The sequence below is a fragment of the Parafrankia sp. BMG5.11 genome, from assembly GCF_004337455.1.
Genome location: NZ_SJXI01000059.1, coordinates 19,149 through 34,452 on the forward strand (window position 1 = coordinate 19,149; position 15,304 = coordinate 34,452).

At 75.2% G+C, this 15,304-nt stretch carries 10 protein-coding genes; 6 read left to right on the forward strand and 4 right to left on the reverse strand.

Annotation, left to right across the window (positions count from 1 at the left end; translation table 11 throughout):
* Positions 1–376 precede the first annotated feature (376 nt).
* Complete coding sequence (gene dnaN / locus E0504_RS33055) at positions 377–1,567, forward strand: DNA polymerase III subunit beta (protein ID WP_112104942.1); 1,191 nt, start codon at positions 377–379, stop codon at positions 1,565–1,567.
* A gap of 38 nt (positions 1,568–1,605) precedes the next feature.
* Here dnaN and E0504_RS33060 read toward each other — a convergent pair whose 3' ends face one another.
* The 4 genes from E0504_RS33060 to E0504_RS33075 form a co-directional block, all read right to left on the reverse strand.
* Positions 1,606–2,409 (reverse strand): DUF3105 domain-containing protein, encoded by an 804-nt coding sequence (locus E0504_RS33060; protein WP_112104943.1) that lies wholly within the window; start codon positions 2,407–2,409, stop codon positions 1,606–1,608.
* 292 nt (positions 2,410–2,701) lie between these two features.
* Positions 2,702–4,261: a coenzyme F420-0:L-glutamate ligase gene (locus tag E0504_RS33065; RefSeq protein ID WP_112104944.1), complete on the reverse strand. Its 1,560-nt coding sequence runs from the start codon at positions 4,259–4,261 to the stop codon at positions 2,702–2,704.
* A 22-nt stretch (positions 4,262–4,283) separates the two neighbouring features.
* Positions 4,284–5,288, reverse strand: a complete 1,005-nt coding sequence (cofD, locus tag E0504_RS33070; RefSeq protein WP_131626536.1) for a 2-phospho-L-lactate transferase — start codon at positions 5,286–5,288, stop codon at positions 4,284–4,286.
* 120 nt (positions 5,289–5,408) lie between these two features.
* On the reverse strand, positions 5,409–5,993 hold the full coding sequence (locus E0504_RS33075; protein WP_071064544.1) for a TetR/AcrR family transcriptional regulator: 585 nt from the start codon (positions 5,991–5,993) through the stop codon (positions 5,409–5,411).
* A gap of 211 nt (positions 5,994–6,204) precedes the next feature.
* Here E0504_RS33075 and E0504_RS33080 point away from each other — a divergent pair, with 211 nt between their 5' ends.
* The 5 genes from E0504_RS33080 to E0504_RS33100 all read left to right on the forward strand — a co-directional run bounded on the left by E0504_RS33080 (position 6,205) and on the right by E0504_RS33100 (position 15,277).
* Positions 6,205–6,486, forward strand: a complete 282-nt coding sequence (locus E0504_RS33080; protein ID WP_112104946.1) for a hypothetical protein — start codon at positions 6,205–6,207, stop codon at positions 6,484–6,486.
* Between the two features lie 89 nt (positions 6,487–6,575).
* Entirely contained in the window at positions 6,576–9,410 is a 2,835-nt protein-coding gene (locus E0504_RS33085; protein ID WP_112104947.1) for a bifunctional FO biosynthesis protein CofGH, read from the forward strand.
* 447 nt (positions 9,411–9,857) lie between these two features.
* The gene (locus E0504_RS54465) at positions 9,858–10,499 is read left to right on the forward strand and encodes a WhiB family transcriptional regulator (protein ID WP_020463309.1); all 642 of its coding nucleotides are present in this window, start codon (positions 9,858–9,860) and stop codon (positions 10,497–10,499) included.
* Between the two features lie 255 nt (positions 10,500–10,754).
* On the forward strand, positions 10,755–13,724 hold the full coding sequence (locus E0504_RS33095; RefSeq protein WP_243657732.1) for a glycosyltransferase: 2,970 nt from the start codon (positions 10,755–10,757) through the stop codon (positions 13,722–13,724).
* Positions 13,721–15,277 carry a DUF5719 family protein gene (locus tag E0504_RS33100; RefSeq protein WP_131626538.1) on the forward strand — a complete coding sequence of 519 codons (1,557 nt, stop codon included), beginning with the start codon at positions 13,721–13,723 and terminating at the stop codon, positions 15,275–15,277. Before E0504_RS33095 ends, E0504_RS33100 begins: the two co-directional genes overlap by 4 nt.
* Positions 15,278–15,304 lie beyond the last annotated feature (27 nt).

Below are 15,304 nucleotides of genomic sequence, written 5' to 3' on the forward strand. Positions count from 1 at the left end.
CCCAGCAGTACGGGTAGCACTGACTGGAAACGATAGACGGGTCTTTTTCGATCAGTGGCGCCCACCTCGTCGGGGGTACCTGAAGGTGCTGCGCAATAGCCGGCGCAATGTCGTCGCGGATAACCTGGTCCGCCGCGTGCGCGAACTGCGGCGTGACACGCCATGCGAGCCGTCGAGCCCTCGGCACGTCGAGCGGACGGGGCAGCGGCGCGTCGAGCCGGCGGGGCGGCAGGGCGGCGGCGGCCGGCTCCCGCCCCGCCCACGTCCCCGGGATGTCGCATCAACGGCCCTGGTGACAGGCCTGCCGCGCCGCCGCGAGCGGTGGGCGGTCTGCGGAATGCGGAGATTCGGCGTTGTCCGGCGCGACAATCCCTGCATGAGGTTCAGCGTGGAACGCGACGTACTCGCCGACGCGACGGGCTGGGCCGCCCGGTACGTGCCGAAGCCCACCGCCGGCGCCCAGCAGGTGCTGACGGGCCTGCTGCTGGAAGCCACCATGCCGACCCCGGACCAGGACCAGGCCGGGGATCAGGCCCAGGCGCCGGGCCCGGCGCTCACCGTCTCCGCGTTCGACTCCGAGGTCGCCGCGCGGGCCCCGGTCGAGGCCGTCGTCACCGAGCCCGGCCGGGTCGTCGTGCCCGGGCGGCTGCTGGCGGACGTCGTGCGCAACCTGCCCGACGCGCCGGTGGTCGTCGAGGCCACCGAGACCAGGGTGATCATCGAGTGCGGCGCGGCCCGGTTCCGCATCCCGGCGCTCGCCGTCGAGGACTACCCGGTGCTGCCCGCGTTCCCGCCGCCGGTCGGCGAGGTGGACACGCTCGGCTTCGCCGCGGCGGTCGCGCAGGTGGCCCCGGCCGCCGGCCGGGACGACGCGCTGCCGGTGCTCACCGCCGTCCGGCTCGAGATCGCCCGGGGCGGGCTGACGATGGTCGCCACCGACCGGTACCGGCTCGCCGTCCGGACGATCCCGTGGCAGCCCACCGTCGACGACCCCGACGCGGTCGCGCACGTGCCGGCCCGGCTGCTCGCCGACGTGGCGAAGCTGCCGACCACCGCGTCCCGGGTCATGCTCGGGATGGGGGTCGACGAGGCCGGGGTCCCGCGCTTCGGGTTGTCGGTGAACGGCCGGCAGACGATCGTCCGGCTGCTGGAGGGGAGCTTCCCGAACTACCGCCGGCTGCTGCCGGAGACGTCGGAGCTCACCGTCACGGCGCCGACGGCGGTGCTCGCGGCCGCCGTCCGCCGGGTCGCACTGGTGGCGACGCGCACGGCGCCGCTGCGGTTCACGTTCTCCGCCGGCCAGGTCGTGGCCGAGGCGGGGGACGGCGGGGGCGCCCAGGCGTCCGAGCTGGTGCCCGTGGAGTACGACGGCCCGGAGCTGTCGGTGCTGTTCAACCCCGCGTTCCTGCTGGACGGCCTGGCGGCGGTCGAGGGCGACGAGGCCATCATCGGGTTCGCCACCGCCGACCCGGAGATCGCCTCGAGCAAGCCGGCGGTCCTCACCGGCAAGGACGACGGTGAGGACTACCGCTACCTGCTCATGCCGATCCGCACCGGCACCGCCTGACCGCTCCGGCGCGCCCCCGAGCGCGCCGGAGCGCCGGCTCAGGGTGCGGTCGGGGCCTGGGTCATCGTGCCGGCGCCGGGAACCACCCCGCCCGCGGCCGCGGCCGCCGGGTCGATCGGGCCGTCCTCGGTGACGTTCAGAGTCCCACCCGCGGCCCCGGATTCCGCCGCGGTCGGCGAGTCCCAGGTCACGCCGTCGAGCGGCGGGTTCGCCCACTTCTGGACGAACTCCTTCACCACGTCGGCGGAGACGGTGCCGCAGCGCTGGGTGCGGTCCCAGCCGGTCAGCACGAAGTGCTGGTCGCCCGCGAAGTCGTTGCGCGTCCACGGCATCGCGATGAAGCGGTTCCCGGCGTCGGCCGCGACCGTGCGCAGCTTCTCGACCTGGTCGGCGGGCAGCTTCGCGTCGTACCAGCCGACCACGAAGCCGTGCTCCAGGTTGTGCACCGCCCGCTCGGCGCGGATGCCCGAGTCCGGGTTGTAGAACCGGATGGCGTCGGGCAGCGGGTCGGACTCGTGGTTGCCCGACGACGGCGGGGAGTCCTTGTACTCGACCGTGTCGGTGGCTCCCACGTGCTGGTTGCCGTACGACTGGTCGTTGCGGATCCCGGTGCAGTTCGCGGTGACCGCGGCCGGGGAGGCGGCGGCGACGTAGCCGACGCTGCGCTCCTTGTTCTTCGACCGATTGTCGAAGACGCTGTAGACGATGATCCCGGCCAGGAGGGCGAGCGCGACGAAGCCGGAGGTGCCGTAGATCAGCAGTGCCCGCCGGCGCTCCTTCCGCTTCTGCTCGCGGCGGAGCTCCTCCAGACGGGCGTTGCGCGCGACGCTCTTCTTCCCCACGGGGCCCGATCCTACGAAGTGTCGAACACGCCTGAGCCGCCGCGGTCCGCCCGACCCGCCGCCGACCGCCACTATCGGCGAGATCGGGGCCTGTCCGCCGACAGGCGGAGATCGCGCGAACCGGACGTCCTATGAACCGGACGGTAGCCGTACGTAGTTCAACATGACCATTAAGTGAATGCCATCGTAGCCTTCCGGCCGGCGAGCGGAAGGCCCCCGCGCCGTTGACCATGGCCCCAGCCGCTCCGCGCCGGCGGACGTCGGCGCGGCCGTACCGGGCGCCGGCCCCGGCTCAGCGCTCCACGACGAACGCCGCGATGTCACGGGTCGGCCGCGGGTGCGCTGGTGCGGCCGGGTGCCCCACACCCACGACGCCCATCGGCGTCCAGGTGCGCGGCAGGTCCAGCGTGTCGGTCACGACCTCCCCGCAGAACAGCGCGGACGACACCCAGCACGAGCCCAGGCCCTCGGCCGCGAGCGCGACCAGCAGGTTCTGCACGGCGGCGCCGAGCGCCACGGTGAACATCCGCTCCTCGGCCCGCACCCGACGCTCGTCCGGGTAGGGATGCGCGCCGTCGGTCACCATCATCGGGACGATCAGCACCGGCGCCCGGCGCAGCACGTCGCCGCGGCGCAGCCGTTTGCTCACCGAGTCCTCGTCGAACCCGTCGCGGCGCAGGTCGTCCGTCCAGGCCATCGCCATCGCGTCGAGCAGGGCGTGCCGGCGCGCCTCGACCAGCACGAACCGCCACGGAGTGGTGTGGTGCGGAGCGGGCGCGGTGATCGCCGCGGCGATCGCCTGGTGCACCGCCGCCGGGTCGACCGGGAGGTCGGCGAACTCCCGCACCGTGCGCCGCGCGAACGGGGCCGAGCGGCGTGCCTCGACCGTGCCGAGCTGGAACATGTCCTCGTCCCAGGGCCGCAGCAGCGCGCGTGACCCGCTCCCGTCGTCGGGCCGGCGCGCGAACCCGCGGACGATCGCCACCGGTGTGGCGCCGAGCTTGCCCTTCACCAGGTCCGCCGCGCCGGCCAGCTCGTCGGCCTCGGCGATCTCGGTCATCCCGAGTTCGTTGCCGTAGGAGTCGATGTCGCCGATGTGGCTGCGCAGCGCCGCCATCCCGGCGACGCCGATCGCCATGTCGGTCAGCCCGCGCCGCCAGGGCCGCCCGGCCGTGTCGCTGATGATCACCGCGACGTCGACGCCGAGCCGGTCGCGCAGGCCGTCCCGCAGCGTGCGGGCACTGGCATCGGGATCGACCGGCAGCAGCGCGATCGAGTCCTTCGCGATGTTGGACGCGTCCACCCCCGCGCTCGCCAGCACGAGGCCGTGGTGCGTCTCGACGATGCGGGTCGGGCCGCGGCGCGCGACCTCGCGCACGGACTCGGCGTCGATGGCGGCCTGGCGCGTGGCCTCTCTGTCGCCTTCGATCCGAATCAGCCGGTCCTCGGCCTTCGACACGATCTTGGACGTCACGACGAGGACGTCACCGTCACGCAGCCCGGGGCCGCCTCCGGGCCCGGCGCCCGTGGCCGCGGCCACGGCGATCAGCGCGGCGAGGTCGTCGCCCGGCCGCACCTCGCCGATCCCGCCCAGCGGCAGAATCCGCAGCTCCCGCTCCGCCAGCGGCTCCTCGCCGACCTGCTCCGCCGCGCCCGTGCCCACCTGCTCGTCGGACTTCCCGAAGTTCTCGAACTTCTCGGACTTCTCGGACTGCTCGGCCGGCAGCGCGTCCTCCACCGCCGGAGGTTCCCCGACCGGGGCTTCGCCGCCGACCGGGGGCGGGCCTTCCGCCTCGGGTGCGGCGACGCCCGGGAACGACGCCTCCGCGGGTTCCGGTCCGTCCTTCGACATGGATGTCCCCACCGGGGACAGGTCAGACACCGGCGAGCTCCAGCGCCGCCTCCACGATCGCCACAGTGGCCTCCAGATCGGTCATGAGAAGCGGTACGGCTTTCACGGTAGCTCCGGGTATGGCGTCGGGGTCCGCCGCGATCGCCGCGTCCACGACGTCCACCAGCCACCCGTCCAGCAGACCGTGACCAAGCTCTTCGGTCGTTCCCCCGGAGGTGGCACCGCCGGTACGGTGCCGGCCGCCGTAGTGCGCGCCGACCGCGCGCGCCGACGTCTCGACACCGATCGCCTTCAGGCACGCGTCGGCCATCCCGCGGACCGCCGATCCCCCGATGATCGGTGAGACGCCGATGACCGGGGCCAGGGTGACCCGCAGCGCGTCCGAGACACCCGGCACCGACAGGATCGTCCCGATCGAGACCACCGGGTTGGACGGCCCGATCAGCACGACGTCGGCGTCCGCGATCGAGTCCAGCACACCCGGCGCCGGCTTCGACTCGGCGGCACCGACGGACAGGATCGCCTCGGCGGGCACCTGCGCCCGCATCCGCAGCCACCACTCCTGGAAGTGGACGGCCCGACGTCCCTCGTCATCAGTGATGATCACATGGGTCTCGACCCGGTCGTTCGACATCGGCAGCAGGCGCACCCCCGGCTTCCACCGGTCGCACAGCGCCGTCACGACGTCGGAGAGTGGGTAACCGGCCTCGATCATCTGGGTGCGGACGAGGTGGGTGGCGAGATCGCGGTCGCCGAGCCCGAACCAGCTCGGACCCACCCCGTAGGCGGCCAGCTCGGCCGAGACGACGAACGTCTCGTCCTCCCGGCCCCAGCCGCGCTCGGCCGAGATCCCGCCGCCCAGGGTGTACATCACGGTGTCCAGGTCTGGGCAGATGCGCAGGCCGTGCAGCGTGATGTCATCACCCGTGTTGCCGATCACGGTGATCTCGGCGTCGGGGCGGGCAGCCCGGACACCCTGCAGAAAACGCGCGCCGCCGATGCCGCCGGCCAATGCGGTGACCTTCACGTCGCATCATCCTGGCACCCGCACCGCCCCGACACCCCGGCACCCCGGCCGGCAACCCCGGGCCTCGCGGACACCGACTCGGCGGCCGGGGCCCCCGGCCCCGCCCTCGGATGTCGTGGTTCAGCTGGTGGTGGTGACCTCGGTGGCCGGAGCGTTCGGGGAGTGCTCGACCGCGGCGAGTGACGCCAGCAGGTAGCGGACGAGATGGCTGGTGGGCCGGCTCGGCGCCGGATTGGCCAGGCCACCCTCGATCGTGGCGACCACGGCGTCGGCGGCGATCTCGTGGTCGGGCTGGGGGACCAGGTCGGCCACGGCGCTCAGCGCCAGGCCGTGGAGCCACTCGTGCAGCCGCTCGTGGTACTCCATGATCGGCGGGGCGTGCGGGGCGCGCTCGGCGACGCAGGGGTGCAGCGTGCGGCGTCGCTCGACCGAGTCCAGCGCGGCGAAGAGCTTCTGTGCCGCCTCGCCGGGCAGCTCCGCGATGCGGTCCACCTCGCCGTCGAGCAGGCGGTTCAGGACGGCGGCGAACGCGTGGTCCTTGGACCGGAAGTACCAGTACACCGAGCCGGGCTCGATGCCGGCGGCGCGGGCGATCTCGGCGATGGAGGTACCGGCGAACCCGCGGGCGAGGAACTGCTGCTCGGCGACCGCGAGCAGCGCGTCGATCCGTTCCTCGCGCGGGACCTCCTGGCGGTTGCGTGGCACCTGATCAGCGTAACGACCCTGGCGGGGGGCAGGAGGGGATTGTCCGGTACCCGCGTCGTCCCGCCCGCTCCGTCATGCGGCTCCCGTGTCGCGGGGAGGGGATGGACGGTAGCCGCGCGTGACGATCCGCGCCGGTAGGAGCCATCTCTTGATTCTGGTTAGAGAGAGCTGTGAGATGGACCTAGCTCTCCACGTCGCTGGAAGGACCGCCATGTCCGCGATCAGGACCCCCCGGACTACCAGGAGCCCCCGCACGACCAAGAGCCTCGAAGCCCTCTCCGCCACCCTCAACCGAGCCCTCGCCGGGGCCCGCGCGCCACAGGTCGCGGCCGCCCGGCACGCGGACCTGCGCGGCGGCGCGTCCGCGCCGGGAGCCGCGCGAACCGACACGCTGGCCGCCCGCAGGCGGACGAACCTGCTCATCGGCACCCTCGAGCGGCTGCGGAACCCGGCGGCCGGCCCCCGGGCCACCCGCGGCGCCGGCACAGTCTGACCTGGACCCGCGCCGACCCGCCCTGACGGCGGCCCGGCCCCGCGGGGACATCCACCTACGATCATCCATCGACTACCCAGGGTGAACGCATGACGAGTACGGCGGCGGTACCGGACGGATCACGACCCGGGCAGGCGGTGGCCCCGGAACAGGGGAGCCGGCACCGGCAGGAACCGCCGCCGTCCGCCGCCGCCATGCGCCGCGCCCTGCGCCGCGCGCGCGACGGCGTCACCCTGGACGTCACCGAGGCCGCGATCCTGCTCGCGGCGCGCGGCGAGGATCTCGCCGACCTGTGCGCCTCCGCGGCGCGCGTGCGTGACGCCGGCCTCGCCTCCCTGGGGCGGCCCGGCGTCGTCACCTACTCGCCGAAGGTCTTCATCCCGCTCACCCGGCTGTGCCGGGACCGCTGCCACTACTGCACGTTCGCGACCGTCCCGCACCGGCTGCCCGCGCCGTACCTGACGGTGGACGAGGTGCTCGACATCGCCCGCGCGGGGGCGGCGGCGGGGTGCGCCGAGGCGCTGTTCACCCTCGGCGACCGCCCGGAGGACCGCTGGCCGGCCGCCCGGGAGTGGCTCGACGCCCACGGCTACGACTCGACGCTGGGCTACCTGCGCGCCGTCGCGATCGCGGTGCTGGAGGAGACCGGCCTGCTGCCGCATCTCAATCCCGGCGTGCTGAGCTGGTCGGAGCTCGCGCGGCTCAAGCCGGTCGCGCCGTCGATGGGCATGATGCTGGAGACGACCGCGACGCGGCTGTGGTCGACGCCCGGCGGCGCCCACTACGGCTCGCCCGACAAGGAGCCCGCCGTCCGGCTGCGGGTGCTGGCCGACGCCGGGCGGCTCTCCATCCCCTTCACGACCGGCCTGCTGCTCGGCATCGGCGAGACGGCTGTCGAGCGCGCCGAGACGATCTTCGCGCTGCGTGGGCTGGCCCGCGAGTACGGGTCCGTCCAGGAGGTCATCGTCCAGAACTTCCGGGCCAAGGATGACACCGCGATGCGCGGTGAGCCGGACGTCGGCGCCGAGGAGCTCGCGGCGGCCGTGGCGGTGACCCGCCTGGTGCTCGGCCCGCGGATGCGGGTGCAGGCGCCGCCGAACCTCGTCGACACCGCCGAGTGCGCGCTGCTGCTCTCCGCCGGCCTCGACGACTGGGGCGGTGTCTCGCCGGTGACTCCGGACCACGTCAACCCGGAGCGGCCCTGGCCTGATCTGGACGTCCTGCGGGAGGTGACCGCGGCGGCGGGCTTCACGCTGCGGCCGCGGCTGACCGTCCACCCGACACACCTGGACGAGCCGTGGATCGACCCGCGGCTGTCCGGGCACGTGGCGGCGCTGGCCGGTCCGGACGGGCTGCTCGCCGAGGGCGCCCGGGCGGCGGGGCTGCCGTGGCAGGAGCCCGACGGCGGCCTGGGGAACAGCGGCCGCACCGACCTGCACACCGCGGTGGACACCGAGGGACGACACTCCGCCACCCGTTCCGACTTCGACTCCGTCTACGGCGACTGGGCCGGCCTGCGCGAGCAGGTGCGCGCCGCCGGCACCGGGGTGGACGGGATCTACGGCACGGGCACCCGGGCGGGCGCCGGTGCCGCGGAAGCCGTGGCATCCGCCGCGGGGGAGGAGACCACCGAGGACACGGCTCGGGTCAGCACGGTGGTCCCGGTCGGCACGGCGGCCGGTGGCGGCGTCCCGTCCGAGGACGGGTCCGAAGAGACCACAGCCACCACGGGAACCACCGACGGCGCGTGCGGCGCGATCACCCGGGCGGAGCCGGAGGTGCTCGCGGCGCTGCGGCGGGCCAGCACCGACCCGGCCGGACTCACCGACGCCGAGGCGCTGACCCTGTTCGGGGCGACGGGTGCCGCGCTGGAAGAGCTGTGCGGCCTCGCCGACGCCCTGCGCGCCCAGACCGTGGGCGACGACGTGACCTACGTGGTGAACCGCAACATCAACTTCACCAACGTCTGCTACACCGGCTGCCGCTTCTGCGCCTTCGCCCAGCGCCGCGCGGACGCCGACGCCTACACGCTCTCCCTGGACGAGGTCGGCTCCCGCGCGCGGGACGCGTGGTCCGTCGGCGCGACGGAGGTCTGCGTCCAGGGCGGCATCCACCCGGACCTGCCGGGCACCGCCTACTTCGAGCTCGCCCGCGAGATCAAGAAGCAGGCACCCGGGCTGCACCTGCACGCCTTCTCGCCGATGGAGGTGGCCAACGGGGTCGCCCGCACCGGGCTGTCGACGCTGGAGTGGCTCACGGCGGCCCGGGAGGCCGGGGTGGACACCATCCCCGGCACCGCCGCGGAGATCCTCGACGACGAGGTCCGCTGGGTGCTGACCAAGGGCAAACTGCCCACCGCCGCCTGGGTCGAGGTGGTCACCACCGCGCACCGCGTCGGCCTGCGCTCCTCGGCGACGATGATGTACGGCCACGTGGACACCCCGGCGCACTGGGTGGCCCACCTGCGCCTGCTGCGCCGCATCCAGGAGGAGACGGGCGGGTTCACCGAGTTCGTCGCGCTGCCCTTCGTGCACCACAGCTCCCCGATCTATCTAGCCGGGGTTGCCCGACCGGGCCCCACCGTTCAGGAGAACCGGGCGGTGCACGCCATGGCCCGGATCCTGTTGCACGGAGCGATCGACAACATCCAGTGCTCGTGGGTGAAACTCGGTACGGAGGGCTGCGTCCAGGTGCTCGCCGGTGGGGTCAACGACCTCGGAGGCACACTGATGGAGGAGACGATCAGCCGGATGGCGGGCTCGCAACACGGCTCACGGCGCTCCATAGCCGAGCTGGAGGAGGTCGCGCAGGCCGCGGGCCGTCCCGCTCGGCAACGGACCACTACATATGGCGTGGTCTCCGCGGAGCGTCTTGGTACCGCACGTGGTGACGCGGCGCGCACCATGCTGACTGTCGTGACCTGAGAGCTCGTCACAGCTCGCTTATGTGGTGACGGTCTGTGACCGGGGTCTCGGTGGCCTGCGGTCGGCGCTGGTGATCGGTGTAGGTTCGGGTGAGATGTCCGAGAATCTCGGCGTCCGGTATGGGGTGTTCGTCCGGTCCTGTGTGACCGGAGGGCCTCCGGCGCGTCCGCCCGATCGTCACTCTCCGTATTGGAGGGTGCGACCACGGGGACCCTCCGTGACGAGCCCCAGTGACTGTGAGCTATGGTCTCATCGCTGGTTGTAGAAGATGTTGCGTCGGTGGGGTTGACGCGGCCAAGTCTGGCGCGTGTAATTACCGGCGTGTCATTCCCCCCGTCGACGGGACTCGTGCGGTAGGCGACGTCCGGTCGGAATGGATCCCAGGCGCCGTGCGCCGGCGTCCGGGGGGGTGGCCGACCGCACCGCGACGGGTCTGGAGGAGTCCATATGGAGCACACCGACGCGGGCGTCCACACCGTCCTGGCGGACGTCGAGCGTCCCGCTGAGCACGACACGGGTCCGGTCGGGGAGTCAGGGCCCGTGGCACGTCCGCTGCCCGTTCCCGTTCCCGGGCCGCCGGCACTCGCGGCCGGAGCGGTGCACCCGCGCCCGGCCGCGGCGTCCGCCATGGCGGTCGCGCCGCCGGTCATGCCCGGGCGGGGCCGGCCCGAGCTCGTCGAGACCGGATACGACTCCGCGACCGACGACCTCGACGACGATGTGGACGACGAGGGCGACGAGGACGAGGACGAGGCGCGGGACGGCGCGTTGGTCGGCCCCGGGGGCGTCACCCTGCCCCGAGGCGACGGCTCGCTGTCCGACTCCCTCGCCCAGGTGATCGACATCGGCTTCGGCGACCTGCTCGGCGAGGCGATGGAATGGCAGGAACGGGCGCTGTGCGCGCAGACCGACCCGGAGGCGTTCTTCCCTGAGAAGGGTGGGTCGACCCGGGAGGCGAAGCGCATCTGTTCGGGCTGCGAGGTGCGGGTCGAGTGCCTCGAGTACGCGCTGGAGAACGACGAGCGGTTCGGGATCTGGGGCGGCATGTCCGAGCGGGAACGGCGCAAGCAGCGCCGCCGGGCAGTCTGACGGCGGATCCACCAGGCGGCGCCCGCGATGACGAGACCAACGCGGGACGCCGACCACCACCGGTGGGCGGTTCGTTCCCGAGGAGCCGTTCGTCCCGGTCAGCGGGTCGTAGCGGTCGTCGTGACGCGGCGGGATCAGCCCGCGGCGCCCGGCGGCCACGACCCGCGACAAAACGGTCTCGGCAGTACTGGTACCGCTGCGGCGCCTGCGACGGTCGCTGCGGGCCCGACGGTCGCTGCGGGCCCGGTGGGTCCGGTGGGTCCGGTGGTCGCGCTGACCGCGTCGACCCGCCCGCCCGAGCGGATCGTGGTCGTCCGTCTCGGCGGCCCCGCGCTCGGCGGCCCCGCGATCCCGGCGCAGCGAATCCCGGCGCAGTGGGTTCCGGCGGCAGACGGCCCCACGCAGCCGAGCCCGGACCCTGACGTCCCGAGCCTTCCCGCCCGAGACGTCCCGGGCCTTCCCGCTGGGGACGTCCTGAGCCTGCCTGCCGGGACGTCCTTCGGTGTCGCGGTCGCGGCCGGTATCCGGCACGGCGGGCTGGGCGGCGCGCCCGACACCTTCTACTGGCTGATCCACGACGGCGTCCTGCCACGGCCCGACGCCCTGGAACGGCTGCTCACCTACGCCCGCGTCGACCCGGGTGCGGCGGTCCTCGGTCCCAAGGTGCTCGACGCCGCCCGACCGGAATTCCTGCTCGAGGCGGGTGTGACGGTCGACCGGGCCGGCCGGCGGATCACCGGTGTCGTCCCGGGCGTGCCCGACCACGGTCAGCATGACGCCGTGCGGGACGTGCTGGCCGTCTCCTGCACGGGGATGCTCGTGCGAGCCTCGGCCTGGGAGCGGCTCGGCGGCCTGGCCGCGGACATGACCGCCGGCCTCGATCTGGATCTCGGCGCCCGCGCGGCGCGGGCGGGCCTGCGGGTCGTCGTCGTGCCCCCGGCGGCGGTGCTGCTCGCGCCGCCCGCACGCACCGACGCGCCTCTCGCTGACAGGCCTCTCGCGTCCGGCGCGTCTCGCGCGGGCGACCGTGTCGGGAGGGTCGCGGGAGCGCGGGTGCGGCTCGCGCTGACGGCGGCGCCCTTCCTCGTACCGGCCGTGCTCGCGTTGGTGGTCGCGGGCGCGGCGCGGGCCGGTGCCCGCCTGCTCCTCCCGCCCCGGGACAGCGGTGATCCGAGCGGCCCGCGTTCCCGCGGCCGGTGGCGCGACGCGTTGACCGAGCTGTGGATCGCCGGTGCCGTCCTCGCCAGCCCGCGGCCCCTGTTCCGGATGCGCGTGCGGTTCGGCCGGTGCGTGGCGGTGCCGCGGCGTGCCGTGCGCGAGCTGCTGTCGGCCCGACCCCGCGCGGTCGCCGACCGGGCGCCGAGTGGTCCCCGCGCGGTCGCCCCGCCGCGGGCGCTCGCGGTGGTGATGGCCCTGTTCCTCGGGGCGGCTGGCCTGGCCGTCCGCCGGTTGCCACCGGACGCCGTCGGCGGCGGCGTGCCAATGCCCGAGTACGCCGGTGACCTGTGGTCCATGGTGTGGTCCGGTTGGCAGGGCTCCGTGGGCGGCGTGCTCGGCTGGCCGGGCTCCGCACCGCCCTGGACGGCTCTGCTCGCCGCGCTGTCGTCCGTTGCCGCCCCGGTCGGTCTCAGCGTGGCCGCGACCTGCTCGATCGTGCTCGCCGTCGCTCCGGCCGCGGCGACCTACCTCGCGTACCGGGCCTCGGGACGGCTCGTCGGCTCGCGCGGCCCGAGGCTCGGCCTGGCGGCCCTGTACGGCGTGTCCCCGCCGGTCACGGGATCAGTGCTGGCCGGCCGGATCGAGACCGCCGTCGCCCTGGCGGTGCTGCCCGCCGTTCTCGCGGCGGGGGACGAGTTCCTCCGTGGCCGGACGGTCCGGGCCGGAGCGAGCGGTTCCGGTTCCGGAACCGGCCTCGACGCCGACGCCGACGCCGACGCCGGTGGGCGCGGGCGCGCGGGCTGGCGGTTCGCCGTCTCCCTGGCCCTCGTCGTCGCGTGCGCGCCGGTGCTGGCACCGATCACGCTGGTCGGCCTGCCCACGGCGGCCTGGGCCGTCCGGAGATCACGGCCGCCGGGCACGCAACCGCCGCCGGTCGGGCCGGTGCCGGTACTTGGTGTGCTGATCGCGGGAGCCGTCCCCCTGCTGCCCGGCCTCGTCACGGGGGGCGTCGGGTGGTGGCCCGCCGCTGTGTCGTCCCTGTCGGGCTCGGAGCTGACCGGCCTGGTGGCCGGCGCTCCCGGTGACGAGGGGCAGGCCGCGGTGCTCTGCCTCTTCGTGGCACTGTGCCTCTTCGCGGCGCTGTGCCTGCTGCTCACCGCCTACCCCCGCCTGCTCGGCCGTCGGGCGTCCTCCGGGGTCGGTGGTGTGGCCACCGGCTGGGCGCCGGCCACGGCCCGGGTCGGGGCGGTCCTGCTCGGCGGATGTGTGCTGGCGTTCGCCGCCGGCCTGGCCACCGCGACGCCGATCCCGGGTCCCGCGCAGGAGGAGAGCCCGGCCCGCGCGGTCGCCGCGCTGAGCCGGACGGGCGGACCAGGCGCGCGCGTCCTGGTGCTGCGCCGGTCCGGCCCGTCGGGGCCGGTCGCGTACAGCCTGGCCGCCCAGGGCGGGCCGAGGTTCCCCGCCGCCGCCCCACACCGGCCGCCCTCCGCTGCCGACCGGGCGCTCGCGACGCTCGTGGCGGACATCTCCGCCGGTCCCCCGGACGCCGCCGACGCGCTGCCGGCGTTCGGTGTGGCTGCGGTCGTCGTCCCGGCGGGTTCGGCCGACCCGGCGCTGGTGGCCGCGCTCGACGCGGTGGACGGCCTCTCCCGGGAGAGGCGCGGTCCTGACGTGCTGCTGTGGCGCCCGGTCGCCGCCGCCCCCGGTGCCGGGGAGGGCACGACCCCGCTCCGGCTCGGCTCGCCCGGTCCGGCCGGACCGACCCGGCTGCCCGGCGGCGCCGCGGGGCGCCGGGTGGTGCTCGCCGAACCCGCCGATTCCGGCTGGCGGGCGACCCTGGACGGCGCGCCGCTGCCCGCGGCGGTCGCGGACGGCTGGGCGCAGGCGTTCGTCCTGCCGGCCGAGGGCGGCCTGCTCGAGGTCTCCTACGATCACCACCGCCACCGCGCCGCCGTGCTGGCGACCGCCGCAGCCGGGGCGCTCCTGCTGGCCGCGGGCCCCTTGGCCGCCGTCCCGCGCCGGCGCCGCGGCCGCCGCGCGGTGGCCACGCGGGCGGAGACCACGTGAAGCGGATCGTCGTGCCGGCCGGGGTGGCGTGCCTGGTCGGGGTGGTCGCGGCCCTGCTCGCCACGGCGGGGCCTCGTCCGCCCGCAGCCGTCCCCAGACCGGTCACCGCGGTCACCGCGGCCACCCTGGACTGCCCGGATCTCGGTCTGAGGGGGCAGGTGCCCCAGCTGCTGGACGTCGTGCGCGGCTCGGGGCCCGACGGGGTGGTCCGGCCATCCGGTGGCGGCGCGCTGCTCGGTGGCGACCGCCAGCACGACGAGCTGCTCTACCTGCCGCGTCCGGACTCGGGTGGCCCAACTCCGGGCGGCCCGGACAGCGGCCAGTCGGTGGCGCGGGGGCCTGCCGGCGGTCCGTTGCGGCTTGTCGCGACCGGGTCCGCCGCGGCCGGCCTCACCGCGACCGTGACCTCCCCCGGGTCGGGAGCGGGACCGCTGCGAGCCCGCTGCGAGCAGTCCCGCGCGCGGACGTGGTTCGCCGGCCCGGCCACCGTCGCCGGCCGCGATCCCGTCCTGTACTGGACGAACACCGGTCCGCGGCCGGCCCGGGTCAGTGTGGGCGCCGTGTCGTCGGGCCAGACGGCGCCCCGGGTGGAGGTGACCGTTCCGGTCGGGCGCACGGTCAGCCGGCGCCTGGCCGAGCTCGCCCCCGAGGCGACCGTGACCACCGTCGACGTCGATGTGCACACCGGCCGGGTTCTGAGCTGGCTGGTCGACCGCGCGAGCGGCTCCGGGCCGGCGGCGGCCACGCCCGTGCCGCCGACCGCCGGTCCGGCCACCCGGGTCCTGCTCGGCGGGTTCCTCACCCCTGCCGGGTCCGGCGGTGCGGGGGCACCGGCCGCCGGCCCGCCAACGGCCGATCTCGTGCTCTCCGCTCCCGGAGCGGCGGCGACCGTACGCGTCAGTGTGATCACGGCCTCGGGTCGCCACACCCCGGTCGGCCTGGAGGCCGTGCGGATCCCGGCCGGCGCGGCGCTGCGCCGCCCGGTCACGCTGACTCCGGCGGGTCCGTCCGCCCTGCTGGTCGAGTCGACGGACGGGGGCGGGATCGTCGCGGCGCTCGGCCTGCCCACCGGCGTGGCCGCGGCGGCTCCCGCGGCGTCGGGCGGCGGTCCGCCGAACGGGCGTACCTGGGTCGCCGGGGTCGTTCCGGAGCGGCCCCGCTGGGCGGGCGTCGTCGTCGGCGACCCGGGCGCGGCCGGGCCGACACCGCCGGGTCTGGTCGTCGCGGCGGCGCCGGTACCGGCCTGGACGGCCGGCGCGCTCGTCCTGGTCGCGCCCGGGCGGGCCGCCACCGTCTGGGTCGACGGCCGCCGGTTCGAGGTCGGCGCGGGCCGCGCGGTGCTGGCGCCGCTGCCGGCGGGCCGCGTCGGCGCGCGTGTCGTCGGCACCGGCGGCCCGCTCGTCGCGAGCCAGGTCCTCGGCACCGCGCCGCCGACCGCGGGAGTGGCGACCGCGCTGGTGCCGTGGACCGTCTCGGCCGTCGTGCCGCTTACCGGCGCGTGGCGCCTCCGGTACGGTCCGGCGTCGCTGGCCGATCCGCGCGTCGCCTGGTGAGCGGCACTCGCCCCGCCCGGACGAAGG